This window comes from Enterobacter cloacae complex sp. CDL013 (genome assembly GCF_049238805.1).
GTDB lineage: Bacteria > Pseudomonadota > Gammaproteobacteria > Enterobacterales > Enterobacteriaceae > Enterobacter > Enterobacter hormaechei_C.
Genome location: NZ_JBMKGT010000004.1, coordinates 314,649 through 340,531, shown reverse-complemented (window position 1 = coordinate 340,531; position 25,883 = coordinate 314,649). Strand labels below are relative to the sequence as shown.

The window sequence follows — 25,883 nt, the reverse complement described above, 5'->3', positions numbered from 1 at the left end:
GGCCCTCTCCCACGGGGAGAGGGGGGCTTACATTCCCTCTCCCTCCGGGAGAGGGTTAGGGTGAGGGGAGGGGTTTAGTTACGAATCAACGTGCCTTTCTCGCCCGCCAGGATCTCCGCGCCGTCATTCAGCGCGCCGATCCCGGCAATGCCGCCGCAGGCCTCAACAAACTCGCGGCAGGCGGCTACTTTCGGCCCCATCGATCCGGCGTCGAACTGCATGCCTCTGAGCAGCTCCGGCGTCACCTGCGCCAGCGGACGTTGGGTTGGCTTGCCCCAGTCGAGGTACACCGCGTCGGCATCGGTGAGGATCAGCAGGGCGTCGGCCTCGATCTGGCGCGCCAGCAGGGCGGCGGAGAGGTCTTTGTCGATCACCGCCTCAATGCCGCGATAGCCGTTGGCGTTTTCCACCACCGGCACGCCGCCGCCGCCGTTGCAGATCACCAGATGGTCGCGCTGGATAAGCGCCGTGATGGCGTCGCTCTCGACAATGCGCTTCGGCTGCGGAGAGGGCACCACGCGGCGGAAGTAGCTGCCGTCGGCCTTAAACACCCAGCCTTTCTCCGCGGCCAGCGTTTTTGCCTGGGCTTCGCTGTAGACCGGGCCGATGTACTTGGTCGGGTTACTGAAGGCCGGGTCGGCGGCGTCCACTTCCACCTGCGTGAGCAGGACGCTGACCTCGCGCTGGGGCAGATTGTTTTTCAGCGCCTGCTGGAGCATGTAGCCGATCATCCCCTGGCTTTCGGCGCCGAGAACGTCCAGCGGGTAGGGCGTGACTTTGTCGTAGGCGCTGTTTTGCAGCGCCAGCAGTCCGACCTGCGGGCCGTTGCCGTGCACCAGCACCACGCGCCACTGCTCCGTTAAGCCGGCGATGGTGCGGGCGGCCTGCTCGATGTTCTGGCGCTGGATGTCCGCTTCAAGCGGTTCGCCGCGCTTGAGCAGCGCGTTGCCGCCAAGGGCCACAACCAGAGTGGGTTTTCGTTCCATGATGGCTCCTTTAAATTCCGTCGCGTTCCAGTGGGCAGCTCATGCAGCGTGCGCCGCCGCGACCGCGTCCCAGCTCGTCGCCCGGGATCGGCAGCACGGTGATGCCCGCCTTGTCGTACTTCTCGTTGGTCCAGACGTTGCGCTCGTAGCCGATCACCACGCCCGGGCGGATGGTCAGGACGTTGTTAGCGTCGTTCCACTGCTCGCGTTCGGCTTCAAAGGCATCGCCGCCGGTGGTGATCAGACGTACCTGGTTAATGCCGAGCGCTTTCTCGATGGCGTGCAGCAGGTCGGTTTCCTGGGTGCGCAGCAGGCCGCCGCGGCCGTCCGGGGTGAGCGTCCAGCACTGGGCGTCTTTGCGCACCACTTCCGGGTAGACGGAGAAGGTATCCACGTCGATGTGGGTCATGACGGTGTCGAGGTGCATGCAGGAGCGGTGTTTTGGCAGCTCAACGGCAATCACGCGCTCGGCCTGGCGGTGTTTAAACAGGCTGTTAGCGAGGAACTCCACGCCCTGCGGGGTGGTGCGTTCGGACATGCCGATCAATACCGCCCCGCGACCAATGACTAATACGTCGCCGCCTTCTAAAGTGGCGTGGTCGTAATTAATATTCTCGTCGCCGAAATACTTAATAAACTCGCCGTCGGCAAATGCGGGATGCCAGCGATATATTGCCCGCAGGTTATTCGTTTCACGCTGGCGGGCGGGTTTCGCCATCGGATTAATGGAGACGCCGTTATATATCCAGCAGGAGGTATCGCGGGTAAATAAGTGGTTCGGCAGCGGCTTCATAATAAAATCATTTGCCGTGTGGGTATCGACCACCATATTTTTAATGGCCGCCGGAATTTCACCGTAGGTTAATCCGCCGCTTAACCTGCGCGCCAGTTCGCGGTGCGGCATATCCGCCAGCCAGCCGCGTACGTCGGCGGCGAAGGTTGGCCCCAGGCGATAGTCGGAGATTTGTGTTTCAAGAAGCCAGGCTTTTGCTTCCGCAATATCAAGCGTTTGCGTAAGAAGGTCGGTCAACAGGAGGACTTCCACACCCTGCTCGCGCAGCGTGTTTGCGAAGATGTCATGCTCTTCACCCGCCCGTTCAACCGAGAGCACGTCATCAAATAACAGCTCCTGACAGTTTGAGGGGGTTAACCGTTTCAGACTTAAATTAGGACGGTGCAGCATAACGCTACGCAATTGACCAATTTCAGAACCGACGTAATGCTTTTCCATAATTATTCCTTTAACTTTTTTCAGAATAAAAAGGGCATGCGCCATGTGAGGTGTTTAATTTCATGACGGCTAAGCTCAATAGATTTCGTGAGTTATAGTAGGCGCTTAAATAATGGTTATTGTGACATTGCTCACGCGAAAACCGATATTGATGAGTTTGTTTTCAATTGCATGATTCGTATCAGATAATGATTAATTTCATATTATTACGGGATGAATAGCTAAGCAGGAACGGGTGGCAATATTTGAGTTTGTTATTATTTTGTAGAATTACACGCTTTGAAATATTTAGTTATATGGTTGATTTTAATGGATAAAATGTTGATTTGGGAATAGCTATGCAATAATGACAGTTAACTATTTTTCACTTAAGAGAAATCAATAAATAATTATGGACTTTTAAAGGAAAAAACCAAAGTGATAAAGTGTGATATGTCAACAGGTTTTGTGAGTTACTTTTAAAATTCAGTGAGTTAGGCCCTATGTGCAAAGTGCATGAAATGAGGTTATGCATAACCACTGCATAAATGCCTGTGTGCAATTAACAGTGGATTAACACATTTCCCGATAAACATGCGCTGACGCAAATCTTGTCAAAAAAGGGCTGGTATGGAAGAAGCAATTCTCGTATAAAACATGAAAATGAAACAATGTTTTAATCTGAGGGTTGTATCATGATTATTGGCAATATTCATCATCTCCAGTCCTGGCTGCCAGAAGAGCTGCGTCAGGCCATTGAGCACGTTAAGGCCCACGTCACCGACGCGACGCCGACCGGCAAGCACGACATCAACGGCAACAGCCTGTTTTATCTGGTTTCGGAGGACATGACCCAGCCGTTCGCCGAGCGTCGTGCTGAATACCATGCACGCTATCTGGATATTCAGATTGTGCTGAAGGGTCAGGAAGGGATGACCTTCAGTACCCTGCCGCACGGTACGCCGGACACCGACTGGCTGGCGGACAAAGACATCGCGTTCCTGCCGGAAGGCGAGCAGGAGAAAACCGTGGTGCTGAGCGAAGGGGATTTTGTGGTGTTCTGGCCGGGTGAGGTGCATAAGCCGCTGTGCGCGGCGGGAGCACCTGCTCAGGTCAGGAAAGTGGTTGTTAAAATGCTGGTGGAGTAATTTTCCCTCACCCTAACCCTCTCCCACGGGGAGAGGGAACTTTTACACCCTCTCCCCGTGGGAGAGGGCCGGGGTGAGGGCACCAGACCGCACCCACGCATAATGTGATCCAGCTTAAATTTCCCGCACTCCCTCTCCATCTCTCATTTACCTGCGCTTTTCCTGCGTCATAGTATGATCGTTAATTTAACGAACACCGTTCTATAATGTAGAACAAAATGATTCAGCAAGGAGATCTCATGCCGCAGTCCGCGTTGTTCACGGGTATCATTCCCCCTGTCTCCACCATTTTTACTGCCGATGGCCAGCTCGATAAGCAGGGCACCGCCGCGCTGATCGACGATCTCATCAAAGCAGGCGTTGACGGCCTGTTCTTCCTGGGCAGCGGCGGCGAGTTCTCCCAGCTCGGCGCCGAAGAGCGTAAAACCATTGCCCAATTTGCGATCGATCATGTCGATCGTCGCGTGCCGGTCCTGATCGGCACCGGCGGCACCAACGCCCGGGAAACCATTGAGCTGAGCCAGCACGCGCAGCAGGCAGGCGCGGACGGTATCGTGGTGATCAACCCTTACTACTGGAAAGTGTCGGAAGCGAACCTGATCCGCTATTTCGAGCAGGTGGCGGACAGCGTCACGCTGCCGGTGATGCTCTATAACTTCCCGGCGCTGACCGGGCAGGATCTGACCCCGGCGCTGGTCAAAACCCTGGCCGACTCGCGCAGCAACATCGTCGGCATCAAAGACACCATCGACTCCGTTGCCCACCTGCGCAGCATGATCCACACCGTCAAAGCCGCCCATCCGCACTTCACCGTGCTCTGCGGCTACGACGATCATCTGTTTAATACCCTGCTGCTCGGCGGCGACGGGGCGATCTCGGCCAGCGGCAACTTTGCCCCGCAGGTGTCGGTGAATCTTCTGAAAGCCTGGCGGGATAAAGACGTGGCGAAAGCGGCTGAGTATCATCAGACCCTGCTGCAAATCCCGCAGATGTATCAGCTGGATACGCCGTTTGTGAACGTCATTAAAGAGGCGATCGTGCTCTGCGGTCGTCCGATTTCTACGCACGTCCTGCCGCCAGCCTCGCCGCTGGACGAGCCGCGCAAGGCGCAGCTGAAAACCCTGTTACAACAGCTCAAGCTCTGCTGAGCCGGACGATAACCATGACCATCGAGAAAATTTTCACCCCACAGGACGATGCGTTTTATGCGGTGATCACCCACGCGGCGGGGCCGCAGGGCGCGCTGCCGCTGACCCCGCAGATGCTGATGGAATCCCCCAGCGGCAACCTGTTCGGCATGACGCAGAACGCCGGGATGGGCTGGGATGCCAACAAGCTGACCGGCAAAGAGGTGCTGATTATTGGCACCCAGGGCGGCATTCGCGCCGGGGACGGACGCCCGGTTGCGCTGGGCTACCACACCGGGCACTGGGAGATCGGCATGCAGATGCAGGCGGCGGCGAAGGAGATTACCCGCAACGGCGGGATTCCGTTTGCGGCCTTCGTCAGCGATCCGTGCGACGGGCGCTCTCAGGGCACGCACGGCATGTTCGACTCCCTGCCGTACCGCAACGACGCGGCGATCGTGTTTCGCCGCCTGATCCGTTCCCTGCCGACGCGCCGGGCGGTGATTGGCGTGGCAACCTGCGATAAAGGGCTGCCCGCCACCATGATTGCCCTGGCCGCGATGCACGACCTGCCGACCATTCTGGTGCCGGGCGGGGCGACGCTGCCGCCAACCGTGGGGGAAGACGCGGGCAAGGTCCAGACCATCGGCGCGCGCTTTGCCAACCACGAACTCTCCCTGCAGGAGGCCGCCGAGCTGGGCTGTCGCGCCTGCGCCTCGCCGGGCGGCGGGTGTCAGTTCCTCGGCACGGCGGGCACCTCGCAGGTGGTGGCCGAAGCGCTGGGGCTGGCGCTGCCGCACTCCGCGCTGGCGCCGTCCGGGCAGGCGGTGTGGCTGGAAATTGCCCGCCAGTCGGCGCGGGCGGTGAGCGAGCTGGATAACCGCGGCATCACCACGCGCGATATCCTCACCGATAAAGCCATCGAAAACGCCATGGTGATCCACGCGGCGTTCGGCGGCTCGACCAATTTACTGCTGCACATCCCGGCCATCGCCCACGCGGCGGGCTGCACGATCCCGGACGTAGAGCACTGGACGCGCGTCAACCGCAGGGTGCCGCGCCTGGTCAGCGTGCTGCCCAACGGCCCGGACTATCACCCGACCGTGCGCGCCTTCCTCGCGGGCGGCGTGCCGGAGGTGATGCTCCACCTGCGCGATCTCGGTCTGCTGCACCTGGACGCCATGACCGTCACCGGCCAGACGGTGGGCGAGAACCTCGACTGGTGGCAGACGTCCGAACGCCGGGCGCGCTTCCGCCAGTGCCTGCGCGAGCAGGACGGCGTGGATCCGGATGACGTGATCCTGCCGCCTGAGAAGGCAAAAGCGAAAGGGCTGACCTCAACGGTTTGCTTCCCGACGGGGAACATTGCGCCGGAAGGATCGGTGATCAAGGCCACGGCGATCGACCCGTCGGTCGTCGGTGAAGATGGCGTTTACCGCCACATCGGCCGGGCGCGGGTGTTTGTCTCGGAAGCGCAGGCAATCAAGGCCATCAAGCGGGAAGAGATCAAGCAGGGCGATATCATGGTGGTGATCGGCGGCGGGCCGTCCGGCACCGGCATGGAAGAGACCTACCAGCTTACCTCCGCGCTGAAGCATATCTCGTGGGGCAAGACGGTATCGCTCATCACCGATGCGCGCTTCTCGGGCGTGTCGACGGGGGCCTGCTTCGGCCACGTATCGCCGGAGGCGCTGGCGGGCGGGCCGATTGGCAAGCTGCGCGATAACGACATCATCGAGATTGCCGTCGACCGGCTGACCCTCACGGGCAGCGTGAACTTCATCGGCACCGCGGACAATCCGCTGACGCCGGAGGAGGGCGCGCGCGAGCTGGCAATGCGGCAGACGCACCCGGACCTGCACGCCCACGACTTTTTGCCGGACGACACCCGGCTGTGGGCGGCATTGCAGTCCGTGAGCGGCGGCACCTGGAAAGGCTGTATTTATGACACCGATAAAATTATCGAGGTAATTAACGCCGGTAAAAAAGCGCTCGGCATTTAATTATTTCATTAGATAAAACCGTCTGCGGGAAATATTCCGCGGGCGGTTTTTGCGTGTCTTTATTTTATCAATTTAAACAATACGTTGCGATATATCGCTGGCGTCACAAAAGCAAAATAACGTAATTCAGAAATAAGATATGACCATTGCTGGTTAATTGAACAGCTCATTACACTCCATTAACACGATGTTGTAATTCAGCACACTACATAAGGGTGTAATTCTGATGACGCAATTAACCATGAAAGACAAAATTGGCTACGGGCTGGGTGACACCGCCTGCGGCTTTGTCTGGCAGGCCACGATGTTCCTGCTGGCCTATTTCTACACCGACGTCTTCGGCCTGTCGGCGGGCATTATGGGTACGCTGTTTTTGGTCTCCCGCGTGCTCGACGCCGTGACCGACCCGCTGATGGGGCTGCTGGTCGACCGCACCCGCACGCGGCACGGCCAGTTCCGCCCGTTCCTGCTGTGGGGCGCCATCCCGTTTGGCATCGTATGCATGCTGACATTCTACACGCCGGACTTCTCCGCGCAGGGCAAAATCATCTACGCCTGCGCGACCTACATTCTCCTGACCCTGGTTTACACCTTCGTTAACGTCCCGTACTGCGCCATGCCGGGGGTGATCACCGCCGACCCGAAAGAGCGTCACGCCCTGCAGTCCTGGCGCTTCTTCCTGGCGGCGGCGGGCTCGCTCGCCATCAGCGGCATTGCCCTGCCGCTGGTGAGCATCATCGGCAAGGGGAATGAGCAGGTGGGCTATTTCGGCGCCATGTGCGTGCTGGGACTGACCGGCGTGGTGCTGCTCTACGTCTGCTTCTTTACCACCAAAGAGCGTTACACCTTTGAGGTTCAGCCGGGCTCGTCAGTGGCGAAAGACCTTAAGCTGCTGCTGGGCAACGGCCAGTGGCGCATCATGTGCGCGTTCAAGATGATGGCGACCTGCTCCAACGTGGTGCGCGGCGGGGCGACGCTCTACTTCGTGAAATACGTGATGGATCACCCGGAGATGGCGACGCAGTTTTTACTCTACGGCAGCCTCGCCACCATGTTCGGCTCGCTCTGCTCGTCTCGTCTGCTGGGCCGCTTCGACCGCGTCACCGCCTTTAAGTGGATCATCGTCGCTTACTCTCTGATTAGCCTGCTGATCTTCTTCACGCCGGCGGAGCATATTGCCCTGATTTTCGCCCTCAACATCCTGTTCCTGTTCGTCTTTAACACCACCACGCCGCTACAGTGGCTGATGGCCTCTGACGTGGTGGATTACGAGGAGAGCCGCAGCGGACGCCGCCTCGACGGGCTGGTGTTCTCCACCTACCTGTTCAGCCTGAAGATTGGCCTGGCGATTGGCGGGGCGGTGGTGGGCTGGATCCTGGCGTACGTGAACTATTCCGCCAGCAGCAGCGTGCAGCCGGTCGAGGTGCTCACCACCATCAAAATTTTGTTCTGCGTGGTGCCGGTGGTGCTCTACGCGGGCATGTTCATCATGCTGTCGTTCTACAAGCTCACCGACGCCCGCGTGGAGGCCATCAGCCAGCAGCTGATCAAGCACCGCGCGGCGCAGGGCGAGGCCGTTCCCGACGCCGCGACAGCCGCATCCCATTAACCGGAGGCAATATGGAAATCACTAACCCTATTCTGACCGGCTTCAACCCGGACCCGTCCCTGTGCCGTCAGTGCGAGGACTACTACATCGCCACCTCGACCTTCGAGTGGTTCCCCGGCGTGCGCATCTACCACTCTCGCGACCTGAAAAACTGGTCGCTGGTCAGCACCCCGCTGGACCGCGTGTCGATGCTGGACATGAAGGGCAACCCGGACTCCGGTGGTATCTGGGCTCCGTGCCTGAGCTACGCCGACGGCAAATTCTGGCTGCTCTATACCGACGTGAAGATTGTCGACTCGCCGTGGAAAAATGGCCGCAACTTCCTCGTCACCGCGCCGTCCATTGAGGGACCGTGGAGCGAGCCGATCCCGATGGGCAACGGCGGGTTTGATCCGTCCCTGTTCCACGACGACGATGGCCGCAAGTACTACCTCTACCGCCCGTGGGGGCCGCGCCACCACAGCAACCCGCACAACACCATCGTGTTGCAGGCGTTTGACCCGCAGACCGGCACGCTCTCGCCCGAGCGCAAAACCCTGTTTACCGGCACGCCGCTCTGCTACACCGAGGGCGCGCACCTGTATCGCCACGCGGGATGGTACTACCTGATGGTGGCCGAAGGCGGCACCAGCTACGAGCACGCCGTCGTGGTGCTGCGTTCAAAAACCATCGACGGGCCGTACGAGCTGCACCCGGACGTGACGATGATGACGAGCTGGCACCTGCCGGATAACCCGCTGCAGAAGAGCGGCCACGGCTCGCTGCTGCAGACCCACACGGGGGAGTGGTACATGGCCTACCTCACCAGCCGCCCGCTGCGTCTGCCCGGCGTGCCGCTGCTGGCCTCCGGCGGGCGCGGCTACTGCCCGCTGGGGCGCGAGACCGGCATCGCCCGCATTGAATGGCGCGACGGCTGGCCGTACGTGGAAGGCGGCAAGCACGCGCAGCTGACCGTGAAAGGCCCGCAGATGGCGGAACAGCCTGTATCCATTCAAGGCAACTGGCGGGAGGACTTTGACGGCAGCACGCTTGACCCTGAATTGCAGACCCTGCGCATTCCGTTCGACGACACCCTCGGCTCGCTCACCGCGCGCCCCGGCTATTTACGGTTGTACGGCAACGACTCGCTCAACTCGACCTTTACACAGTCGACCGTGGCGCGCCGCTGGCAGCACTTCACCTTCCGGGCGGAGACGCGGATGCAGTTCTCGCCGGTTCACTTCCAGCAGAGCGCGGGGCTGACCTGCTACTACAACAGCAAAAACTGGAGCTACTGCTTTGTGGATTACGAGGAGGGGCAGGGCAGAACGATTAAGGTGATCCAGCTTGACCACAACGTGCCGTCATGGCCGCTGCACGAGCAGCCGATTCCCGTGCCGGAGAGTGCGGAGAGCGTCTGGCTGCGCGTGGACGTGGATACGCAGGTCTACCGCTACAGCTACTCGTTTGACGGCGAGACGTGGCACGCCGTGCCGGTAGCGTATGAGGCGTGGAAGCTGTCGGATGACTATATCGGCGGGCGCGGCTTCTTCACCGGTGCGTTTGTGGGGCTGCACTGCGAGGACATCAGCGGCGACGGCTGCCACGCGGACTTCGACTACTTCACCTACGAGCCGGTTTAACGGCTCAGGCCGGGTAGCCCAGCGCGCGTGACAGCGCGAGCCCGGCCTGCTGAAGCTGCTCGCGGAAATCAGCCAGCTCTGCGTCGTCCACGCGCGAGGTCAACGTCGACAGGCTCAGGGCGGCGATGACGCGGGATTCGTGGTTCCACACCGGCACCGCCACGCAGCGCACGCCCTGCTCGTTCTCTTCGCTATCCAGGGCATAGCCCTGCTCGCGGGTCTGCGCCAGGGCGCTCATTAAGGCTTCGCGAGAGGAGAGAGTAGCGGGCGTAAAGGTGGTGTACTGATAGCTCTCAAGCAGGGTGTTCAGCTCGGCCTCGCCCAGCCAGGCAATCAACACCTTGCCGATGGCGGTGGCGTGAACCGGCAGGCGGCGGCCGATGCGCGAATAGGCGATGGCGGCCAGCTTGCCTTCAATCTTCTCGATATAAACCCCTTCACGCCCGTCCAGGATCCCCAGATGCGTGGTCTGCCCGGTCCGCCGGGACAGCTCCGTCAGCCAGCCTTTCGCCTTCTGGCGAATATCGATGGAGCCCACGACAAAATGCCCGCGCTCGACCAGCTTCATGCCGAGGCGATATTTGCCGTTCTCCGGGTTCTGATCGATATAGCCGTGAAGCTGGAGTGTTTTCAGCAGCGAGTGGAGGGTACTCTTGCTCAGCCCCATCAGTTTGCTGATGTCGGTGATCTTAAGCTCGGTGGCCTGCTCGTTGAACAGGTCGAGGATCTGCAACGCACGTTCAACAGACTGAATAATCGGCATAATGCTGGCATGTCCACGCTGGAATGAAGGCGAAAACGTACCTTTTTCGGGGTGAAAAATCAATGAAATGGAGGTAAAAGCAAAAACGACAACAAGGTTGTCGTTTTTTAGTGTTTTCTCCCTCTCCCTGTGGGAGAGGGCCGGGGTGAGGGCACCAGCGCGCAGAGGACCCAATCACTCCCCAAGCGTCGCCACCATCACCGCCTTAATCGTATGCATCCGGTTTTCCGCCTGGTCGAACACGATGCTCGCCGCCGACTCAAACACCTCGTCCGTCACTTCCATCCCGCCGTGCAGATCGAACTCCTTCGCCATCTGCTTGCCGAGCGTGGTCTGATCGTCATGGAACGCCGGCAGACAGTGCAGGAGCTTCACGTCCGGATTGCCGGTGAGCGCCATCATCTGCGCGTTCACCTGATACCCGCGCAGCAGCGCAATCCGCTCCGCCCACTTCTCTTTGGCTTCGCCCATCGACACCCACACGTCGGTATAGATAAAGTCCGCTCCCTTCACGCCTGCCGCCACGTCTTCCGTCAGCGTGATTTTCCCGCCGTGCTTTTCCGCCAGCGCGCTGCACTCTGCCACCAGGCTCTCTTCCGGCCAGCAGGCTTTCGGGGCCACCAGGCGCAGATCCAGCCCGGTCAGCGCCGCCGCTTCCAGCATCGAGTTGCCCATGTTGTTGCGCGCGTCGCCCGCGTAGACCAGCGTCATCTCGTTGAACGCCTTGCCCGGCAGGTGCTCCTGCATGGTCAGCAGGTCCGCCAGCAGCTGCGTCGGGTGGAACTCGTTGGTCAGCCCGTTCCACACCGGAACGCCCGCATACTGCGCCAGCGTTTCGACCACTTCCTGGCCGTGACCGCGATACTGAATGCCGTCGTACATCCGCCCGAGCACGCGCGCGGTGTCCTTAATTGATTCTTTATGCCCAATCTGGCTGCCGCTCGGCCCTAAATACGTGACGCGAGCGCCCTGGTCAAATGCGGCAACTTCGAAAGAGCAACGGGTACGGGTCGAGTCTTTTTCGAAGATGAGCGCGATGTTTTTACCGGTAAGCTTTTGTACTTCCTTGCCCTTTTTTTTATCGGCTTTGAGCTGTGCGGCAAGGGTCAGCAGAGAAGTGAACTGTGCAGGGGTAAAGTCGAGCAATTTCAGAAAGTGTTTCTTGTACAGATCAGACATTTTATCCTCACATGGCGAACGCCACTTATTGAATTAAAATTCACTTTATATGTGTAATTATTCATTTGCAACCCCGTTTCACAAATCTTTCCAACAAAGGTGGAGGCAAACCCGTCCGTGTGTGAAAATAGAAGTATCTGCCGCACTTTAAAGAGGATTGAGCCATGGCAAACCCGGAATTACTGGAAGAGCAACGCGAAGAGACGCGTCTGATTATTGAAGAGCTGCTGGAAGACGGTAGCGATCCGGACGCGCTGTACACCATCGAGCACCATTTCTCTGCGGATGATTTCGACGCGCTGGAAAAAATGGCCGTGGAAGCCTTCAAGCTGGGTTACGAAGTGACCGAGCCGGAAGAGCTGGAAGTGGAAGAGGGCGACACCGTCATCTGCTGCGACATCCTGAGCGAAGGCGCGCTGAAGGCGGAGCTGATCGACGCGCAGGTTGAACAGCTGATGAACCTGGCCGAGAAGTTTGACGTGGAATACGACGGCTGGGGAACCTACTTCGAAGATCCGAACGGTGAAGACGGCGAAGAAGGCGACGACGAAGATTACGTCGACGAAGACGACGACGGCGTGCGTCACTAAGCGTTTCAGGCGGTGGCGCGCGCCACCGCTTTTTCAAGGCAGAACCATGGATTACCCGCAGATACTCGCCCCCGTACTCAACTTCCTCCAGTGCCCGACCCCGCAAGCATGGATTGATAAAGCCCGCGACCCGGCGAACCTGCCGCTGCTGCTCACCGACCACATGGTGTGCGAGCTCAAGGCCGCCCAGACCGCGCTGTTACTCGTGCGTAAATACGTCGCCGACGAAAGCGGTGCCGACGCGCTGCTCGACTGGCTCAAACCCTACGAACAGTTCACCTTCCGCGACGGCCCGGAGCCGGACTTCATCGCCCTGCACAGGCAGATTGGCAAAAGCGTGATGCCCAAAACCGACGACCCGTGGGGCCAGGCGCTCATCGACAGCATGGTGCTGCTGATTAAAGAGGAGTTGCACCACTTCTGGCAGGTGCGCGAGGCGATGCTGGCCCGCGACATTCCGTACGTCAAAATCACCGCCAGCCGCTACGCCAAAGGGATGCTGAAAGAAGTGCGCACCCACGAACCGCTGACGCTGATCGACAAGCTTATCTGCGGCGCCTACATCGAGGCCCGCTCCTGCGAACGCTTCGCCGCGCTGGCCCCGTTCCTCGACGACGACCTGCAGAAGTTCTATCTCTCGCTGCTGCGCTCGGAAGCACGCCATTATCAGGACTACCTGACGCTAGCCCAGCAGGTGAGCGACGACGATATCTCACCGCGCATACAGCTTTTTGGCGAAATTGAAGCCACACTTATCTCGACACCGGACAACGAGTTTCGCTTCCACAGCGGCGTGCCGGTGTAAACCGGCATAGCGAAAGGATAAGGATGCGAGATGAATAAAACGTGGACCCGTATTGTGATTGTCGTCATTGCGGCTGCCGCCGTGGCGTTCTGGGTGTTTTTCGACAGGCAGCGCGCCCCGGAACGGCAGATGGATAACGCCCTTAACGCGATGCCCGCCTGGCAGGTGATTAAGGAGCAGGAGCCCGCGCTGCATCAGCGCATCCTCGACCAGATGGCCGCCCTGCAAAAAGCGGGCGAGCCGGAGCAGCAGATTATCGACACCATCCAGCCGCAGATCCTGCATCTGCAGATGTCGCGCCTGCAAAACGCCCCGGACGCCAACGTGGTGAACTACATGACCATCAACATGGAGCAGACTGCCGCCATCCAGAAGGTGAGCGACGACGCCTGCTTCCGCTTCCTCTACCCGATGGTGAAGGGCGGCGTGAACCCGATGCGCATGCTGGATAAAGACCTGATGACGCGGCGCATGCAGGCCGACGCCGACATGATGCGCGCGGCCTACGGCAAAAACCGCCACACCGTGACACCGGGAGAACGCGAGGCGGCTGTCGAGGATGTGCGGCCGATTATGAAGGCGCTTGCCGATAAGTACGGCGAGGACATCCAGTTGCTGCAGATGCCGGAGAAGGCAGCGGGCAAAGAGAAGCTCTCCTGCGATATGGTGCAGGAGATGTGGGCCAAGGTGCTGGCGCTGCCGGAGCAGAAGGCAGCGAGGGTGATTCGGCTGGCGGTGTCTGAGCTGGACTGACGGTAGCGCTGGTTTTTTGGGCACTTAGCGCGGGTTTAGCGCGTCGTCGCTTGCATGGCGGCGCGCGACAGGTATAATCCACAACGTTTCCGCATCCCCTTCAGTGCCGAAGTGGCGAAATCGGTAGACGCAGTTGATTCAAAATCAACCGTAGAAATACGTGCCGGTTCGAGTCCGGCCTTCGGCACCAAGTCATTAAATTCCTTTAAAAACAATGAGTTAGCGTGAAAAATCTGCCTCATTTGCATATAAGAAATGTCAGTTTCCTATCAAGTACAAAAGCCACTGTGATTGTTAATGGCTTTGGTATGTTAGCACGCAGTGGCAAGTAGTTACCAGGCTCAACCTTGTACTGAATACTCCAGTATGCCCCCTTTGAAGCCGGACGACGTGCCGCCGCCTCTAAACCTATACAAAACTCTTTTGACCGTTCCACACTTAGCGCGGTGTCCCGTTGCAGCCTGTAGTGATGAAACGCCACGGATAAACGAACAAATGTTGGGAAGCCTAACCAGACCGGGAAAGGGTCTGGCTCTGTCGTGGTGTTCACCGAGCCATAAACGATCGGTACTCGATAAGAGAGCGGTTAACGGACAATCTGATGATACGCCCCGGCGCTTTTGTTGGTATGCCCAAAACGGCGCTAAACGGTCGCTATTGTCTGCTTTTATGTTCGGTAAGGCTGTTGTTGGAGTATCTGATGCAGTTTACACTACTGGCCCAGATAGATTTAAAAGTTGTAGGCTGTTGCATGTCTGCATTGTGCGTGAGGAATATTTATGCCAAGTAAAAAGAGTAGTTCGCCGCTGAGTGTTGAGAAACTTCATCGTTCTGAGCCCTTGGAGTTGAACGGAGCTACGCTTTTTGAAGGTGATGCTCTGTCAGTATTGAGGAGACTTCCGAGCGGCTCAGTTCGGTGCATCGTCACTTCTCCGCCATACTGGGGGCTACGTGATTACGGCATAGATGAACAAATCGGTTTAGAAAGTAGCATGACTCAGTTTTTAAATCGTCTTGTTACGATCTTTTCTGAGGCGAAACGTGTATTGACTGACGACGGGACGCTATGGGTTAACATTGGTGATGGATATACAAGCGGAAATCGCGGGTATAGGGCTCCTGATAAGAAAAATCCGGCACGAGCTATGGCTGTTCGCCCGGATACGCCAGAAGGACTAAAACCGAAGGATCTGATTGGGATTCCTTGGCGGTTAGCGTTCGCTTTGCAAGAAGATGGGTGGTATCTACGAAGCGACATTGTTTGGAATAAACCTAACGCGATGCCTGAAAGTGTAAAAGACCGGCCTACCCGTTCTCATGAGTTCCTTTTTATGCTGACCAAATCAGAGAAATATTATTACGATTGGGAAGCGGTGAGAGAAGAAAAAGATAGCGGAGGTTTCAGAAATCGACGCACAGTATGGAATGTAAATACGAAACCTTTTGCAGGGGCTCATTTCGCAACATTCCCAACGGAGCTAATTCGTCCATGCATCTTGGCATCCACGAAACCTGGTGATTACGTATTAGATCCATTCTTCGGCTCTGGTACTGTTGGCGTTGTATGCCAGCAGGAAGACCGCCAGTATGTTGGTATTGAACTCAATCCAGAATATGTTGATATAGCTGTAAATCGTTTGCAGGGTGAGGATACAAATGTGATAAGGATCGCGGCAGCATGACTAATAAAATAGTTTTCCCTGAACCAAAGCAGCAAGTTGATTTTGCTTTTTCCTTAAAACGATTTCGTGGTATCTATCTCCAGAATGCACTGCTTGAAACAGTTCGTGATATGGATATCGTAGCGCTTGATACCCAGCTTGCCGAGTATGTTAATAAAGCAGATCTGGCAACTCTCGCAACATACGGTTTACGTGCAGAGCTTCTCTTCCCTGTACCTGTTTTATTGGAGACCAATCCTTATCTTTTAGGCTACTATCGTCTTTTAATGGGATACAGCCAGAAAGAGTTTTATGGGAAGGATAAAGGCTTCAATGCTGGTTGCTTCAAATCCATGGAAGTGAAAGGGAATATTGGCAAAGTTGCAAAACCTAAAATATCTGAACTTTGTCATGCTTTTTGCTCAGTGGCATCTTCTCTTTTGCAAGGAGTTGGGCCGCTGAGGGTTAGTCGGGAGCTTCTTGATGACTTGACACTTCTCACCGTTGGTCCACAACTTCGCGGGGGCGCCAATAATCAGCGCGGAGCTGATGGTATCGTATTAGTGTTTGAAATAATTAAAGAAATTGTTTCGCATGCAGTGGCTGAGGTTAGGGAGAACGCTATTGAGGTTAATAGTGCGACAGGCCGAAATGTTCTAATCGAGTTTGCTCCAGATCCAGATATCATCATTCGGGAAGAGATGTCCCTCGATAACTATCGAAATGTGGTTGCAATCGAAGTTAAAAGTGGTACTGATGTTTCGAATATTCATAATCGTATTGGTGAAGCTGAGAAAAGCCATCAAAAAGCACGAGGCCATGGATATACGGAATGTTGGACGGTGGTTAATGTATCCCGTTTAGATATGGACAAGGCTCGGAAAGAATCTCCTTCTACGAATCGATTTTATTCAATAACTGATTTGTCTCTTAGAGAAGGAGAACAATATGAAGATTTTAGACGGCGAGTTTTATCCTTGACTGCGATTTCTGCGGCTCCAACGCCATAAAAGTCATACTAACTGTCTTGTTCAGAATAAGGTAGAAAAGCTCACTGATTACTCTCTTGAACAGCAAGCCTCTATTTTAGCTGATTACTGGTTACTGCTGATTTATGGGATCAGTAAGTGGTCTTACTATCAGAAACCAGGGCGCATGGGGATGTACAGGGGTGTAGATTTGTTGCAGGATGTCCCTTCGCTTTACCAGAAAATCGTAACAGGGAAGGGGCGTTAAACATGAAAAACAAAATGCTGCTGAGTGTTGTATTCCTCTTAACGGGATGCCCTGGGCCAAGTGATCGAATGGTAGATCGTGAATCTACAACGGCATTGATCAAAGATAATCAAGTTTGTGTGTTGTCACCACTGGAGCAGCAGGAACGGATCACTGCTATTCAAATCAAAAGCGATAATAGCGACTCTCTTCACAAGATTTTCGATGACAAGCCTGTTTATGTACCGAAGGGGGAGTGTCTTCCTGTATTTGGATTTAAGTTTACGTCTGGCGAGCGGTATAACTTCGCGTATGACGTCCAATCTGATAAGTCAGAATCACATTTAGTCACCGCTGAACTTTCTTACCCTAAAGAATAGGGGGCAAACTGCCCCTTTATATTCATTTCAACGCACGTACGTGATCAAGTAAGCATTTAATGCGTTTATATCTCTTAATGCATATTGTCTATCACGCTTGCTGAAGCCGCTTAACAACCTGATCGAAGGCTCCCGCTTGTAACTGGCAGAATCCTCAAATATCAGTAAGATGGTTCAGAAGGTCTTTAGTCGGTAGAAGGTGGCTTTGCTGATAGCCAGCCTATCCTGCACCATTGCTGGAGAGCAACCTTGATCTAATAACTCTCTCACCTGTTCAGCGGTTGCTTTAATCGGTCTGCCGCAATGTTTTCCTTCAGACTGAGCACGCTTGATACCTGCCGTTCTGCGCTCTGCTATCAGATCTTTTTCCAAGCTGGCAAGTCCTGCCATCATGGTAAGCATTGCTTTGCCAACTGGTGTTGACAGGTCAAATCCTTCTCGCAAGCTGACAACCTTCACGCCTTTCGTTTGCAACATTTCAACTGTGGACAATACATCAATGGTGTTACGTCCCAGGCGGTCTATAGCAATCACAATCAGCGTATCGCCTTCTCGTACATAACTGAGTAACTCACCGAATCCTGGACGTTCTGATGCCTTTACTGCACCACTCACAGCTTCATCACTGAACCAGCGGTTAACACTATAACCAGCATCGGCTATCTGCTGCTTCTGGTTTTCAACGTTTTGGTCGCTGGTGGAAACTCGCACATATCCGATCACAGTAGTCATGATGCCCTCAAAGTCTCAAAAGGTAGTATCAAAATAATAGCTGTCTCAAAATTAAAGATCAACCTTTTGATACAAGTTGAAGCCGCATTCTGTCGTTGCGTCGGTGTGGTCTTAAAAGGAGATTGTTTTGAGACTGGATAATAGAGGTTTAGGACTCGGGATTGAGAGCAAATGTATGTGGAAATGATAATCGCGAAGCTGGTGATGGGCTCAAATGCTCGTTGCGGTTTGATTGTTGGGGTCGAGCAAATATATAGGGCGTGATTACTCACGCCTTTGTTTACATCTCAGAGCATAGGCTGAGCGTGTAGACAGCAGTCTGTCCATCATTGTTTGTGGGGCGCATAACGAAAATAGGCTCACTCCCATTGTCGATGTATGTGACGGCAATCCCTCCGTCTGGCGTGGCGTACATCTTCGCAATGCTTTTCTTACCCAAGAAACCGAGCCGCCAGGTTTTACCACCCATGCTCACCTTCATACTTTTGTCCTGCACATCAAGGCGAGTTTCGACAGAAGATTTTTGGCTACCAGAATCGATCTGCCCTTCCTGGATCGCCTTACAGCTAAATGTGGTTGCACTTGAGGCGAAGGGGAGAGCGATCAGTGACGCGAGAATCAATCTTTTCATGGTCTTCCTTTTCTTGTTTGATTTGGTGGCAAGGCGCTGTTAACGCATTACCTTATCTTACCACTTTCATTAATTAAATCGATCATATAGATCAGTAAAATCGATCGATGTGGGTGATACAATGCTATTGTACAAATACTGAGCACTGGGACATTCGGCGATAACAGTCAACTGGAGTGAGGCTTATGAAGAAATCAATATTGGTGGTATCGGGACTACTGTTTTCCCAGTTGGCGGCAGCAGGGCAAATCACAATGACAGATCCGCAGCAGGAAAAGACGGAGAACGGTAAGACGCTTTGCACCTATGAGAACAGCCAGTATGTTTTCACCTACGTCACTAAAGGACAGTGCCCGTATGCAAAGACTTTCAACACCAGTAGTTCGGAGTAAAAGTGGGTATAAAAATCGCTGATTATTTTAACTTCGAAAGAAAGAACGGTTGCTTAGTATTAGCCCTGATTTATGCGTCATTGATTTAGCTGTAAGCCGCATGGAATAAGGCTTTGTGGAAAGTTGATGAAAGGATAAAAGTTTCGTAAAGGTGTTAGAAGATGACTAATAAGGGAGGAATTATGATAGGTTATACCTATTAAATGTTATTGTTTATCGATTATTTATATCTTATTGACCATGAGGAGTTTTCCGGCTTTCTGGAGTGTTGTTTCATGCGGAGCACTGCGACCATGAAAAGTATGCTGCATGAGTAGCATGTAATGCGGAGCATGAAAGAGATCGATTACAGGAAAGTAACCTTCGTACCTGATGTTATTACTCAGAAGCTATTTTCCTGTAAAGAAAATCTGCTATGCTCGCACTGCTCACATAATGAACATTAATGAAAAACCATTAACTACTATTTAAACAGTAAGTATTCATTATTTCCTGTTTTATGTACTCGTACACCTCGTCCATGAATCCATTGTGCAAGTTACGCTTGTGAAAATGAGTTTATGCACCATTGCACACTTTCAGTGTTCCATTGTAAGCCTCCACTTTTACCGAAGATGCAAATAACTCTAAAGTACCTTTAGACTTTTCTGCATCCTCTGTATCAGTTTACTTGTGCAAATGGCGTAGCCATAAGATCGGCTTACTTGCATATTAAGCCGGAAATTTCATTGTTAATGACATTGATAAGATGGTAGTCGAGTCAGTGAAGCTACCGTACATCCATGATGTAAGTGGAGAGCGTAACTTTCCCATACCATCCTTGATGGTATCTTGTTGATAGTTAATAAATAACTTGACAAAACGTTCGTTTCATGGTAAGATGGTATTAAGTGAGGAATATCTTCACTTTTCTAACAAATGCCCAATCCAATGACTTTATCTTCATGCCTCCTCCGGGTAATCGGTGTGGGGGTTTTGTCATGTCTGATATATATACAATACTCATTCCCGATGAGTTGCTAAGCAGGAGGAACATTACTTTGAAATATTTTAGCAGTGACCAGGTTTTTAATGAACTGGTCAATGGCGAAGTCACTCGTGAAGTGATATATGCATCTATGAACGTAGCCAGAAAACGCAAATACGCGGAACGTGAGAAACTGTTTGCTGATGCACTCGCTCGATTTGATGAATACCGAAAGGAAAAAACAAAATGAATATCCGATTCACTGATGACATCCACAAGGCACTGATTGAACGTGCCAACCGTGAAGACAAATCAGCCGCCGCGCTGGTGAGTGAATTAATAACAGCAGTCCTAAACCGAGAGGAACCGAATGACCGAAAAGAAACCAGTAGTAAACTTTGTTAATGCGATTTGCGGCTCAGGAAAGAGTCACCGTCTGAAAGAGTACATTCTCAGCTTCAATCGCGAAGCTGTCCCAGAAAAGTTCTTAATCGTAGTACCAACCCACGCTTTAGCCGAGCAGTTCAAGCAAGATCTAAATCGTTTGAGAATCCCAAACCATCACATTTTCGTTGAAGGGGCGACCCTCAACCTGAAAAGCACCCTGGCTGATAACTTTCAAATAAATGTGGTGATAACCACTCACGAATGTTTTATCAACTACTGCCATCTCGCAACGTTCAATCCTGAGATGCGTTCTCTACTGGCAGAACACAACGTGGTGGTAGATGAGATCCCTGATGGTTGGTTTGGGGCTGAAGCGACGATTCGCCATGCTGACAGGACGGCAGAAAACTTCCCATTCCTGGATTGTCTGGAAGAGCGAAACGGGCTGCTGTATCTGCGTGAGGAGAAATACGACAAGTTGTACCATTATTATCATGAGAAGCATGCTAACAGCGACAGCCTGAAGAAAGTGCTTTACGTGGCGCTTGACGGTGGTGGCGTGATGCATACCGAGTGTGATTCTTCATACAGTTTCTTTGCATACACTTATACTCCGATCCTGAAGGCCGCAACATGGGCGAAGAGTTTCACTGTGCTCGGCGCTGGTGTAGATCGCAGTGGGTTTGTATGGATAGCTGAGAACGTTGCTCAAATCGCAGTACAGGAAGCCGGGGAACACCTTCAGCCAGAACCTGAGAGACGCAAGCATAAGAACGTGCCTATCAAAATTGTGGTTGTTCTCTCGGAAGATATCAAAAGAGCGGGGCAGTCAGAACTCGCCAATGTCTTTAGCAATCACCTGAACGAGATAAAGCAGATTGTTGGTAAGAAGTTTATCTTCGCCACTAACAACGATAAACCCATCTGCGACTTCCAGACTATTGGACTCGCTGAGCTCGGCGATCGTATGGGAGGTGAAGCAGTTTCGATGTCCAGCTACGGAATGAATAACTACCAGGACATTCACTGTGCTGTGTTCCTCGGATGTGCAAATCTGAGTGATAAAGATCGTAAGAGATGGGCAGACTATTGCGAGCGTATCGGTTGGGATTTTGAAACGGTGATGGAGAAGAAGCGTCAGGCAATGTATTTTGAACGTTGCTATCAGTTTCTTAGCCGGACATCCATTCGCAACACCGATACCGATCACCCTCTCGTGTTTGTCGTTCCCGACATGGCGGCAGCGGAATATCTCAAAACCCATTACTTCCCAGGCTCAACCATCGAATGCCTTGGAATCAAGAAAGCTGGAAAGCAGCATGAAACGCGTTTGAAGGTTCTGGAACATAAGGCTCAAGGGCTAACACCGAAGGAAACGGTTGAAGCGATGGGTGTGTCTCTGAGAACAGTTCGAAGCTATTGGAACCAAGAGGTTTGCGTATGATCACCGCACTTTACTGGTATCTGCTGTTCCTGTTTATCTGGGATGTAATCCGCACCTTTGAAAAACGTAAAAAAACAGAACGCAAAATCGAATCTCGGGATATTTGAGGTGGTGATTGATACAGCAAAGGGGCTAATGCCCCTTTTTTGTTTCTTATTTTGTTGACTGAGCTAACACCGTTGCTGCAAGCCGTTTGGTTTTTTCGCTTGAGCGCGGATTATCGAGAGCCTTAGCTGCAACCGTTTCCATAGTTTGGCTGGTATGGCTGGAGGGGGCTCGCTGAGAAAGTGCGGAGGCTGCCAAGCGCTTTTGTAGTTTCGAGGCGTTTGGATCGGACAGAGTTTGACCAGCGAGAGAACCAACATTCCTTGACGTTTGCTTTGGGTTTTTAGCCATGACTTTAGTCCTTCTGGGCAGTTTAGGTGAAATATATAGTGGTTATTTTCCTTTTTGGCACTATATATAGTGTTATGCTAACTATCTCCGCTTCGCTTGACAAGATGTTGTAGCAACTTCACTTGATCACTTCATTTTTGATTATTTGTGCGGTTTTTTATGCTGTAACTTTGGTGATTTGTATTTCTATTTGGAGTTTTTAACTGGTCAAATAGTATGATATTTATCCGATTTTATCATGCGATTATTATCCCGAATGCATACCCCTTTTTCATTGGTTCTCAATCTCTGGATAACGTAACAACTCGATATATTGTCTTAGCTCCACCGGAGAGGCTGCATTCTTGCTGTACGTCTTGAAACTTTCTGTAGAGCCGCGCTCATGGCCAAGTAGCAAGGCAATGCGATCTTCTGGAACAGGCTTTAACTTCCCTTTGCAAATGCCGCCCCTGTCCAGCATTTGCGCCACTTGGTGGCGTAAGCTGTGGAAAACTTTAAGCTCTGATCCCGCTTCGCCTAATGCCTTGCGTTTAGCCCTGGTAAAACGCTGTGAATGCCACGTAGAGCGCTTTCCGTCTGCACGGTCAGTGATTGACGCACGATAGAATAAAAAACCGTTGTAGGGCTTCTCACGTAGAGACAACACTAATGGAATGATCAGGCTATGCACCGGAATAATACGGGCGGCTGCTTTACTCTTACCCACTAAAACCTCAAAGCAGAGCACTCCCTCAATCTCGCGGATGTTTCCAACCTGCAAAGAACAAATCTCATTTAATCTCATCCCGCTATACATACCAATCAGTGTTACGTTCTGCATCTCTTCATCATCTACCATTTCCGCGAATACTTTCGCCAGTTCGCCAGGTTTAAACACTTCATAACTCACCTTGCTACTTTTGGCTTCCAGTGCATGACCACGCCAGATGTTTTCCTGTGGCGCATCGTGATAGCGGTTACGAGCCAGATCCCATATTTGAGCCAATGCACTGACGTAGTTTTGTATCGTCTGGGGTGCTTTCTCCGTCTTGAGCTTATCAAGCCAGCCTGTAACAGTGGTTCGGTTAATGTCATGAAGCTGAACATCGCGTTTTTTAAGATGTTCTAAGAGCACTTCTACGGCTTTGTTTGTCTTCGATAGGGTGGTGAGCTTGCGCTTCTCGCTGAACTGGAGAATATACTGATCCCGCATCCTCAAGAGTGAAGGGCAACTCATTACAGGGGCGCTTAATGGCTCCGGTGCTTCATGTGCATACGTACCAACTTGACGTAGTTCATTGAGGATTTGCTCTACCTTCGAGCCTCGATCGCGCTGTGGCTTTATCAGGTTACGAATCTTAAACCACTCCAGAGCAACCGCATCACGAAAGAGACGGGCTTCGCGCACATCGCGTGTGCCTGTGCTCTTCACGTAGTTATGTCGTCCTCCGAACAGATGACGCATGTACTTCGGTATGGCGATCCTCACCAGATAGTTTCCGCAAGGATCTAAAACTAAGTAACGATCTCTCTTGTAAATCATATTTACCCCGGCTATTTTGTCAGGGCTTTTGCACTTGATATTTAATAGTGTGAAATGTCGAAGTCTTCCCTGTTTTTGCAGTTGATTCAAAGCATTACAGGAGCTTGCCAGACAAGCGAACGACCGTAGAAATACGTGCCGGTTCGAGTCCGGCCTTCGCACTCATCCTCTAAACACCTCCCTCCAATGCCACTCCACAAACCCCTCCCTTGGATAATTCCCTTTGACCATCGGCAAAGCAATCTGCTTCCCTGCAAAATCCCAGAACAGCCGCCCAACAATCCCGCCCCCATTCACCGCCTCAGACACCAGTACCCGCATACTCTCATCTAGTCCAATCGATCCCTTATCAAACGCCTTATGATGAATCGCACATAGCGCCAGTCCGTTCGGGATCTCGCATGGCCCGCCAAACTGCTTCCATTTTATATGCGCGGCTTCAAGTCCTACAGAGGCGTTATCATGTCGCATGTTAAACCCGCAGATTGCGCACTCATAGTTATAAGCCCGCAACACTTGCTTGCGGAAAAGCGGATCGCGAACCTTACGGATCTGCTGAATATTAAAGCCCATCTCATCCGCGATCTCTTCCTGAATGCTTTCAGGAAAGTGCGCTTCAAGGATCTGCTGCGCCAGCGAGCCGATCAGGTTTTTGTTCTTACTCAGCAATGCAAAGTGTTCTTCATCAAACCCACCTGCGACATTATGTTCCACAAGTTCTTTAACAGGCGGTTGCTTATTGCCAGTAGTTGAACAGAACTCAGTATTCTTCAGATCCCAAAATCCATCCCCTCTGAGCCGCCAGAAGGGCATATTCGGATAATGCGCCTTCCTCTGTGGGCCAAAGCGTTCTAATAGGCTAAGCAACTGCTCGTGGACCTCGGTTCCGTAATCAAACAGTCGCGCATGCCCCTGCTGATAGTTCGCCAGCACGTACAGAAGCAATAAAGGCTTATGCGGCGCGCGTTGTTCGCCTTTGCGCCAGATGGTGATGTCGGCAATTGCCTGTTCGAGAGTTTTGCTGGAAGCCATCGCGTTACGGAAGAAGGTAAATAATTGCGATGATGCTCGCAAAACTCAGACCAATCAACCCGCAACTAACAAAAACATGACCTTACCGCACACTACGCGATTTCCTGAATCCCCCTCGCAAATTCCAAATTTCCCCCACCCAAAACCGCTGTATTTATATTCAGCCCTGTATAATGGTCACCAGAAATTACGCCGAACGGCAAAGGAAGTATCAAAGAATATATAAAGAAGAATTCGCGATATGAAGGTGCTGCAACACCCCCATACCGCTAACCACCAGCAACTGAAAAGGAGTTGAAAATGGCTGCGACGAATTTTAAGCCAGAGTTTACTGTTTGCAAAACAGAATCAGACGCTTTCACCGGCGTGATTGAAAACCGCGAGCTGGTACGCAAAAACAGCGCCCGCCGTTTACACGGCAACCAGCTCAACGCGGCCCCCGTCCATCCCCGCGCGGAGACGCCGCAGGACAGTGCCGCCTGCTGCGAACTTTATTCCCGCATAGATATTAAATACCTTCTTCTGGGCGGCGAGTGGTTAACCCGTGCGGGCTTTATCGACGGCATGCCGGTAAAAATCCGCGCAATGAAAGACTGCATTGTGATTACGCCACAACATACAAGAGAATTATGGGGATGCCTGGAAGGTATGAGTGTGGTGAATATCAATAAACAGAAAGTCGCGCAGTGGTTGAAGACGTTTCCGGGAGCGCTGAATGATACGGGTGATATGCCGGTGATTAAGCGTGGGAGTGGGAAGGCTGTTTAAACTTCAAGCCAGTCTGCACGGGCATGTGAGGACATGCCCGCACTACGCTAAAAATAACTCAAACATCATGTCTTTGTTCTCTGACAGCCTTAACCAGTACAGCATGGAGTTCGCCAACGGTTAAATCGCGTATCACAGGTTCAGGTATGCCACGTATCCTGCGAATCAAGCGGCAGATACCAAAGTAATCTATGCCCTCGGTGCTAAAAAGAAACTCGTTTTCAGCGAGGGAAAAAGTTTTCTCATAGCCATCTTCTTCAGTGACAAGCGTAACGCCAAACGCTGCCTCGCAGTCATCAATCAGGGCATCGCCATCCATGCCGCATATATCAAGGTCGGCTTCGATTAGGGTGTTCTCATCAGTGTGCTTGCGATGATGTCCCGAGGACTGACGTACAACCTCAATGACCTGCGAAAGAGTGGGGTACATTATGTTGGATTCCGTGGGTGAAGAAATGACGTAGACATTGATTAATAGACCGAGTTAACGCCTGTGGCTTATTATTGAAGGTACAAAGAAAATCAAAACAATCCACGCAAACATCCCAATGATTTTTAGCG

Annotated in this window: 26 protein-coding genes and 1 tRNA gene; 16 read left to right on the top strand and 11 right to left on the bottom strand. The window is 53.0% G+C overall.

The features are described from left to right. Window positions 1–74: 74 nt before the first annotated feature. Entirely contained in the window at window positions 75–986 is a 912-nt protein-coding gene (locus ACOTXD_RS09960) for a carbamate kinase (RefSeq protein ID WP_003862918.1), read from the bottom strand. Between the two features lie 10 nt (window positions 987–996). Beyond that, complete coding sequence (gene arcA, locus ACOTXD_RS09955; protein ID WP_023305333.1) at window positions 997–2,217, bottom strand: arginine deiminase; 1,221 nt, start codon at window positions 2,215–2,217, stop codon at window positions 997–999. A 674-nt stretch (window positions 2,218–2,891) separates the two neighbouring features. Here arcA and ACOTXD_RS09950 point away from each other — a divergent pair. The 5 genes from ACOTXD_RS09950 to ACOTXD_RS09930 all read left to right on the top strand — a co-directional run bounded on the left by ACOTXD_RS09950 (window position 2,892) and on the right by ACOTXD_RS09930 (window position 9,705). Next, window positions 2,892–3,344 carry a YhcH/YjgK/YiaL family protein gene (locus ACOTXD_RS09950; RefSeq protein WP_015572526.1) on the top strand — a complete coding sequence of 151 codons (453 nt, stop codon included), beginning with the start codon at window positions 2,892–2,894 and terminating at the stop codon, window positions 3,342–3,344. A gap of 239 nt (window positions 3,345–3,583) precedes the next feature. Next, window positions 3,584–4,492: a 2-keto-3-deoxygluconate aldolase gene (gene yagE, locus ACOTXD_RS09945; RefSeq protein WP_045345907.1), complete on the top strand. Its 909-nt coding sequence runs from the start codon at window positions 3,584–3,586 to the stop codon at window positions 4,490–4,492. Window positions 4,493–4,506: 14 nt separating this feature from the next. After that, window positions 4,507–6,474 carry a xylonate dehydratase YagF gene (gene yagF, locus ACOTXD_RS09940; protein WP_061856203.1) on the top strand — a complete coding sequence of 656 codons (1,968 nt, stop codon included), beginning with the start codon at window positions 4,507–4,509 and terminating at the stop codon, window positions 6,472–6,474. 226 nt (window positions 6,475–6,700) lie between these two features. Further along, window positions 6,701–8,083 (top strand): MFS transporter, encoded by a 1,383-nt coding sequence (locus ACOTXD_RS09935; RefSeq protein ID WP_058658799.1) that lies wholly within the window; start codon window positions 6,701–6,703, stop codon window positions 8,081–8,083. Between the two features lie 11 nt (window positions 8,084–8,094). Further along, the gene (locus tag ACOTXD_RS09930; RefSeq protein ID WP_061856204.1) at window positions 8,095–9,705 is read left to right on the top strand and encodes a glycoside hydrolase family 43 protein; all 1,611 of its coding nucleotides are present in this window, start codon (window positions 8,095–8,097) and stop codon (window positions 9,703–9,705) included. Between the two features lie 4 nt (window positions 9,706–9,709). Here the strand turns inward: ACOTXD_RS09930 and xynR are convergent, their stop codons facing one another. From xynR to argL, 3 genes are all read right to left on the bottom strand, one after another. Next, entirely contained in the window at window positions 9,710–10,468 is a 759-nt protein-coding gene (gene xynR, locus ACOTXD_RS09925) for a DNA-binding transcriptional repressor XynR (RefSeq protein WP_045894205.1), read from the bottom strand. A 174-nt stretch (window positions 10,469–10,642) separates the two neighbouring features. Beyond that, window positions 10,643–11,647 (bottom strand): ornithine carbamoyltransferase, encoded by a 1,005-nt coding sequence (argF, locus tag ACOTXD_RS09920; RefSeq protein WP_126501095.1) that lies wholly within the window; start codon window positions 11,645–11,647, stop codon window positions 10,643–10,645. Continuing rightward, a complete protein-coding gene (gene argL, locus ACOTXD_RS09915) occupies window positions 11,617–11,712 on the bottom strand; it encodes a putative translational regulatory protein ArgL (RefSeq protein ID WP_213014347.1) in 96 nt (31 codons plus the stop codon). The genes argF and argL overlap by 31 nt, the downstream gene beginning before the upstream one ends. Window positions 11,713–11,811: 99 nt before the next feature. Here argL and rraB point away from each other — a divergent pair, with 99 nt between their 5' ends. From rraB to ACOTXD_RS09880, 7 genes are all read left to right on the top strand, one after another. Then, window positions 11,812–12,237 (top strand): ribonuclease E inhibitor RraB, encoded by a 426-nt coding sequence (rraB, locus tag ACOTXD_RS09910; protein WP_008501374.1) that lies wholly within the window; start codon window positions 11,812–11,814, stop codon window positions 12,235–12,237. A 46-nt stretch (window positions 12,238–12,283) separates the two neighbouring features. Then, window positions 12,284–13,042 carry a tRNA isopentenyl-2-thiomethyl-A-37 hydroxylase MiaE gene (gene miaE / locus ACOTXD_RS09905; protein ID WP_023324078.1) on the top strand — a complete coding sequence of 253 codons (759 nt, stop codon included), beginning with the start codon at window positions 12,284–12,286 and terminating at the stop codon, window positions 13,040–13,042. Between the two features lie 30 nt (window positions 13,043–13,072). After that, window positions 13,073–13,795 carry a hypothetical protein gene (locus ACOTXD_RS09900; RefSeq protein WP_061856206.1) on the top strand — a complete coding sequence of 241 codons (723 nt, stop codon included), beginning with the start codon at window positions 13,073–13,075 and terminating at the stop codon, window positions 13,793–13,795. Between the two features lie 105 nt (window positions 13,796–13,900). Next, window positions 13,901–13,985, top strand: a tRNA-Leu gene (locus ACOTXD_RS09895). Window positions 13,986–14,640: 655 nt separating this feature from the next. Beyond that, window positions 14,641–15,477 (top strand): DNA-methyltransferase, encoded by an 837-nt coding sequence (locus tag ACOTXD_RS09890; RefSeq protein WP_370552493.1) that lies wholly within the window; start codon window positions 14,641–14,643, stop codon window positions 15,475–15,477. Further along, window positions 15,474–16,466, top strand: a complete 993-nt coding sequence (locus ACOTXD_RS09885) for an XcyI family restriction endonuclease (RefSeq protein ID WP_421766406.1) — start codon at window positions 15,474–15,476, stop codon at window positions 16,464–16,466. The genes ACOTXD_RS09890 and ACOTXD_RS09885 overlap by 4 nt, the downstream gene beginning before the upstream one ends. Before the next feature lie 228 nt (window positions 16,467–16,694). After that, the gene (locus tag ACOTXD_RS09880) at window positions 16,695–17,051 is read left to right on the top strand and encodes a putative T6SS immunity periplasmic lipoprotein (protein ID WP_048285512.1); all 357 of its coding nucleotides are present in this window, start codon (window positions 16,695–16,697) and stop codon (window positions 17,049–17,051) included. Window positions 17,052–17,225: 174 nt separating this feature from the next. On the opposite strand, the gene ACOTXD_RS09875 is transcribed toward ACOTXD_RS09880, so the two are convergent. Beyond that, on the bottom strand, window positions 17,226–17,783 hold the full coding sequence (locus ACOTXD_RS09875; protein ID WP_250181801.1) for a recombinase family protein: 558 nt from the start codon (window positions 17,781–17,783) through the stop codon (window positions 17,226–17,228). Between the two features lie 280 nt (window positions 17,784–18,063). Further along, window positions 18,064–18,414: a hypothetical protein gene (locus ACOTXD_RS09870; protein WP_176261012.1), complete on the bottom strand. Its 351-nt coding sequence runs from the start codon at window positions 18,412–18,414 to the stop codon at window positions 18,064–18,066. A 185-nt stretch (window positions 18,415–18,599) separates the two neighbouring features. Between ACOTXD_RS09870 and ACOTXD_RS09865 the strand changes: the two genes are divergently transcribed. The 3 genes from ACOTXD_RS09865 to ACOTXD_RS09855 all read left to right on the top strand — a co-directional run bounded on the left by ACOTXD_RS09865 (window position 18,600) and on the right by ACOTXD_RS09855 (window position 21,604). After that, the gene (locus ACOTXD_RS09865) at window positions 18,600–18,806 is read left to right on the top strand and encodes a hypothetical protein (RefSeq protein WP_250181800.1); all 207 of its coding nucleotides are present in this window, start codon (window positions 18,600–18,602) and stop codon (window positions 18,804–18,806) included. Window positions 18,807–19,786: 980 nt separating this feature from the next. Further along, a complete protein-coding gene (locus ACOTXD_RS09860) occupies window positions 19,787–20,023 on the top strand; it encodes a hypothetical protein (RefSeq protein ID WP_176261010.1) in 237 nt (78 codons plus the stop codon). A gap of 120 nt (window positions 20,024–20,143) precedes the next feature. Continuing rightward, on the top strand, window positions 20,144–21,604 hold the full coding sequence (locus tag ACOTXD_RS09855) for a DEAD/DEAH box helicase (protein WP_250181799.1): 1,461 nt from the start codon (window positions 20,144–20,146) through the stop codon (window positions 21,602–21,604). A 153-nt stretch (window positions 21,605–21,757) separates the two neighbouring features. Here ACOTXD_RS09855 and ACOTXD_RS09850 read toward each other — a convergent pair whose 3' ends face one another. From ACOTXD_RS09850 to ACOTXD_RS09840, 3 genes are all read right to left on the bottom strand, one after another. Continuing rightward, a complete protein-coding gene (locus ACOTXD_RS09850) occupies window positions 21,758–22,000 on the bottom strand; it encodes a hypothetical protein (RefSeq protein WP_196348970.1) in 243 nt (80 codons plus the stop codon). Between the two features lie 271 nt (window positions 22,001–22,271). Continuing rightward, the gene (locus tag ACOTXD_RS09845; RefSeq protein WP_421766405.1) at window positions 22,272–23,522 is read right to left on the bottom strand and encodes a tyrosine-type recombinase/integrase; all 1,251 of its coding nucleotides are present in this window, start codon (window positions 23,520–23,522) and stop codon (window positions 22,272–22,274) included. A gap of 162 nt (window positions 23,523–23,684) precedes the next feature. Beyond that, entirely contained in the window at window positions 23,685–24,554 is an 870-nt protein-coding gene (locus tag ACOTXD_RS09840; RefSeq protein WP_063855377.1) for a phosphorothioated DNA-binding restriction endonuclease, read from the bottom strand. Window positions 24,555–24,854: 300 nt separating this feature from the next. Here ACOTXD_RS09840 and ACOTXD_RS09835 point away from each other — a divergent pair, with 300 nt between their 5' ends. Next, the gene (locus tag ACOTXD_RS09835) at window positions 24,855–25,322 is read left to right on the top strand and encodes a SymE family type I addiction module toxin (protein WP_073970427.1); all 468 of its coding nucleotides are present in this window, start codon (window positions 24,855–24,857) and stop codon (window positions 25,320–25,322) included. 58 nt (window positions 25,323–25,380) lie between these two features. Here ACOTXD_RS09835 and ACOTXD_RS09830 read toward each other — a convergent pair whose 3' ends face one another. Next, window positions 25,381–25,752: a hypothetical protein gene (locus tag ACOTXD_RS09830; protein ID WP_061855991.1), complete on the bottom strand. Its 372-nt coding sequence runs from the start codon at window positions 25,750–25,752 to the stop codon at window positions 25,381–25,383. Between the last annotated feature and the right edge of the window lie 131 nt (window positions 25,753–25,883).

Bases quoted from the DNA above. Each gene is read 5' to 3' on its own strand.
- ACOTXD_RS09960 (WP_003862918.1), bottom strand. From the start codon at position 986: ATGGAACGAAAACCCACTCTGGTTGTGGCCCTTGGCGGCAACGCGCTG.
- arcA (WP_023305333.1), bottom strand. From the start codon at position 2,217: ATGGAAAAGCATTACGTCGGTTCTGAAATTGGTCAATTGCGTAGCGTT.
- ACOTXD_RS09950 (WP_015572526.1), top strand. From the start codon at position 2,892: ATGATTATTGGCAATATTCATCATCTCCAGTCCTGGCTGCCAGAAGAG.
- yagE (WP_045345907.1), top strand. From the start codon at position 3,584: ATGCCGCAGTCCGCGTTGTTCACGGGTATCATTCCCCCTGTCTCCACC.
- yagF (WP_061856203.1), top strand. From the start codon at position 4,507: ATGACCATCGAGAAAATTTTCACCCCACAGGACGATGCGTTTTATGCG.
- ACOTXD_RS09935 (WP_058658799.1), top strand. From the start codon at position 6,701: ATGACGCAATTAACCATGAAAGACAAAATTGGCTACGGGCTGGGTGAC.
- ACOTXD_RS09930 (WP_061856204.1), top strand. From the start codon at position 8,095: ATGGAAATCACTAACCCTATTCTGACCGGCTTCAACCCGGACCCGTCC.
- xynR (WP_045894205.1), bottom strand. From the start codon at position 10,468: ATGCCGATTATTCAGTCTGTTGAACGTGCGTTGCAGATCCTCGACCTG.
- argF (WP_126501095.1), bottom strand. From the start codon at position 11,647: ATGTCTGATCTGTACAAGAAACACTTTCTGAAATTGCTCGACTTTACC.
- argL (WP_213014347.1), bottom strand. From the start codon at position 11,712: ATGAATAATTACACATATAAAGTGAATTTTAATTCAATAAGTGGCGTT.
- rraB (WP_008501374.1), top strand. From the start codon at position 11,812: ATGGCAAACCCGGAATTACTGGAAGAGCAACGCGAAGAGACGCGTCTG.
- miaE (WP_023324078.1), top strand. From the start codon at position 12,284: ATGGATTACCCGCAGATACTCGCCCCCGTACTCAACTTCCTCCAGTGC.
- ACOTXD_RS09900 (WP_061856206.1), top strand. From the start codon at position 13,073: ATGAATAAAACGTGGACCCGTATTGTGATTGTCGTCATTGCGGCTGCC.
- ACOTXD_RS09885 (WP_421766406.1), top strand. From the start codon at position 15,474: ATGACTAATAAAATAGTTTTCCCTGAACCAAAGCAGCAAGTTGATTTT.
- ACOTXD_RS09880 (WP_048285512.1), top strand. From the start codon at position 16,695: ATGAAAAACAAAATGCTGCTGAGTGTTGTATTCCTCTTAACGGGATGC.
- ACOTXD_RS09875 (WP_250181801.1), bottom strand. From the start codon at position 17,783: ATGACTACTGTGATCGGATATGTGCGAGTTTCCACCAGCGACCAAAAC.
- ACOTXD_RS09870 (WP_176261012.1), bottom strand. From the start codon at position 18,414: ATGAAAAGATTGATTCTCGCGTCACTGATCGCTCTCCCCTTCGCCTCA.
- ACOTXD_RS09865 (WP_250181800.1), top strand. From the start codon at position 18,600: ATGAAGAAATCAATATTGGTGGTATCGGGACTACTGTTTTCCCAGTTG.
- ACOTXD_RS09860 (WP_176261010.1), top strand. From the start codon at position 19,787: ATGTCTGATATATATACAATACTCATTCCCGATGAGTTGCTAAGCAGG.
- ACOTXD_RS09855 (WP_250181799.1), top strand. From the start codon at position 20,144: ATGACCGAAAAGAAACCAGTAGTAAACTTTGTTAATGCGATTTGCGGC.
- ACOTXD_RS09850 (WP_196348970.1), bottom strand. From the start codon at position 22,000: ATGGCTAAAAACCCAAAGCAAACGTCAAGGAATGTTGGTTCTCTCGCT.
- ACOTXD_RS09845 (WP_421766405.1), bottom strand. From the start codon at position 23,522: ATGATTTACAAGAGAGATCGTTACTTAGTTTTAGATCCTTGCGGAAAC.
- ACOTXD_RS09840 (WP_063855377.1), bottom strand. From the start codon at position 24,554: ATGGCTTCCAGCAAAACTCTCGAACAGGCAATTGCCGACATCACCATC.
- ACOTXD_RS09835 (WP_073970427.1), top strand. From the start codon at position 24,855: ATGGCTGCGACGAATTTTAAGCCAGAGTTTACTGTTTGCAAAACAGAA.
- ACOTXD_RS09830 (WP_061855991.1), bottom strand. From the start codon at position 25,752: ATGTACCCCACTCTTTCGCAGGTCATTGAGGTTGTACGTCAGTCCTCG.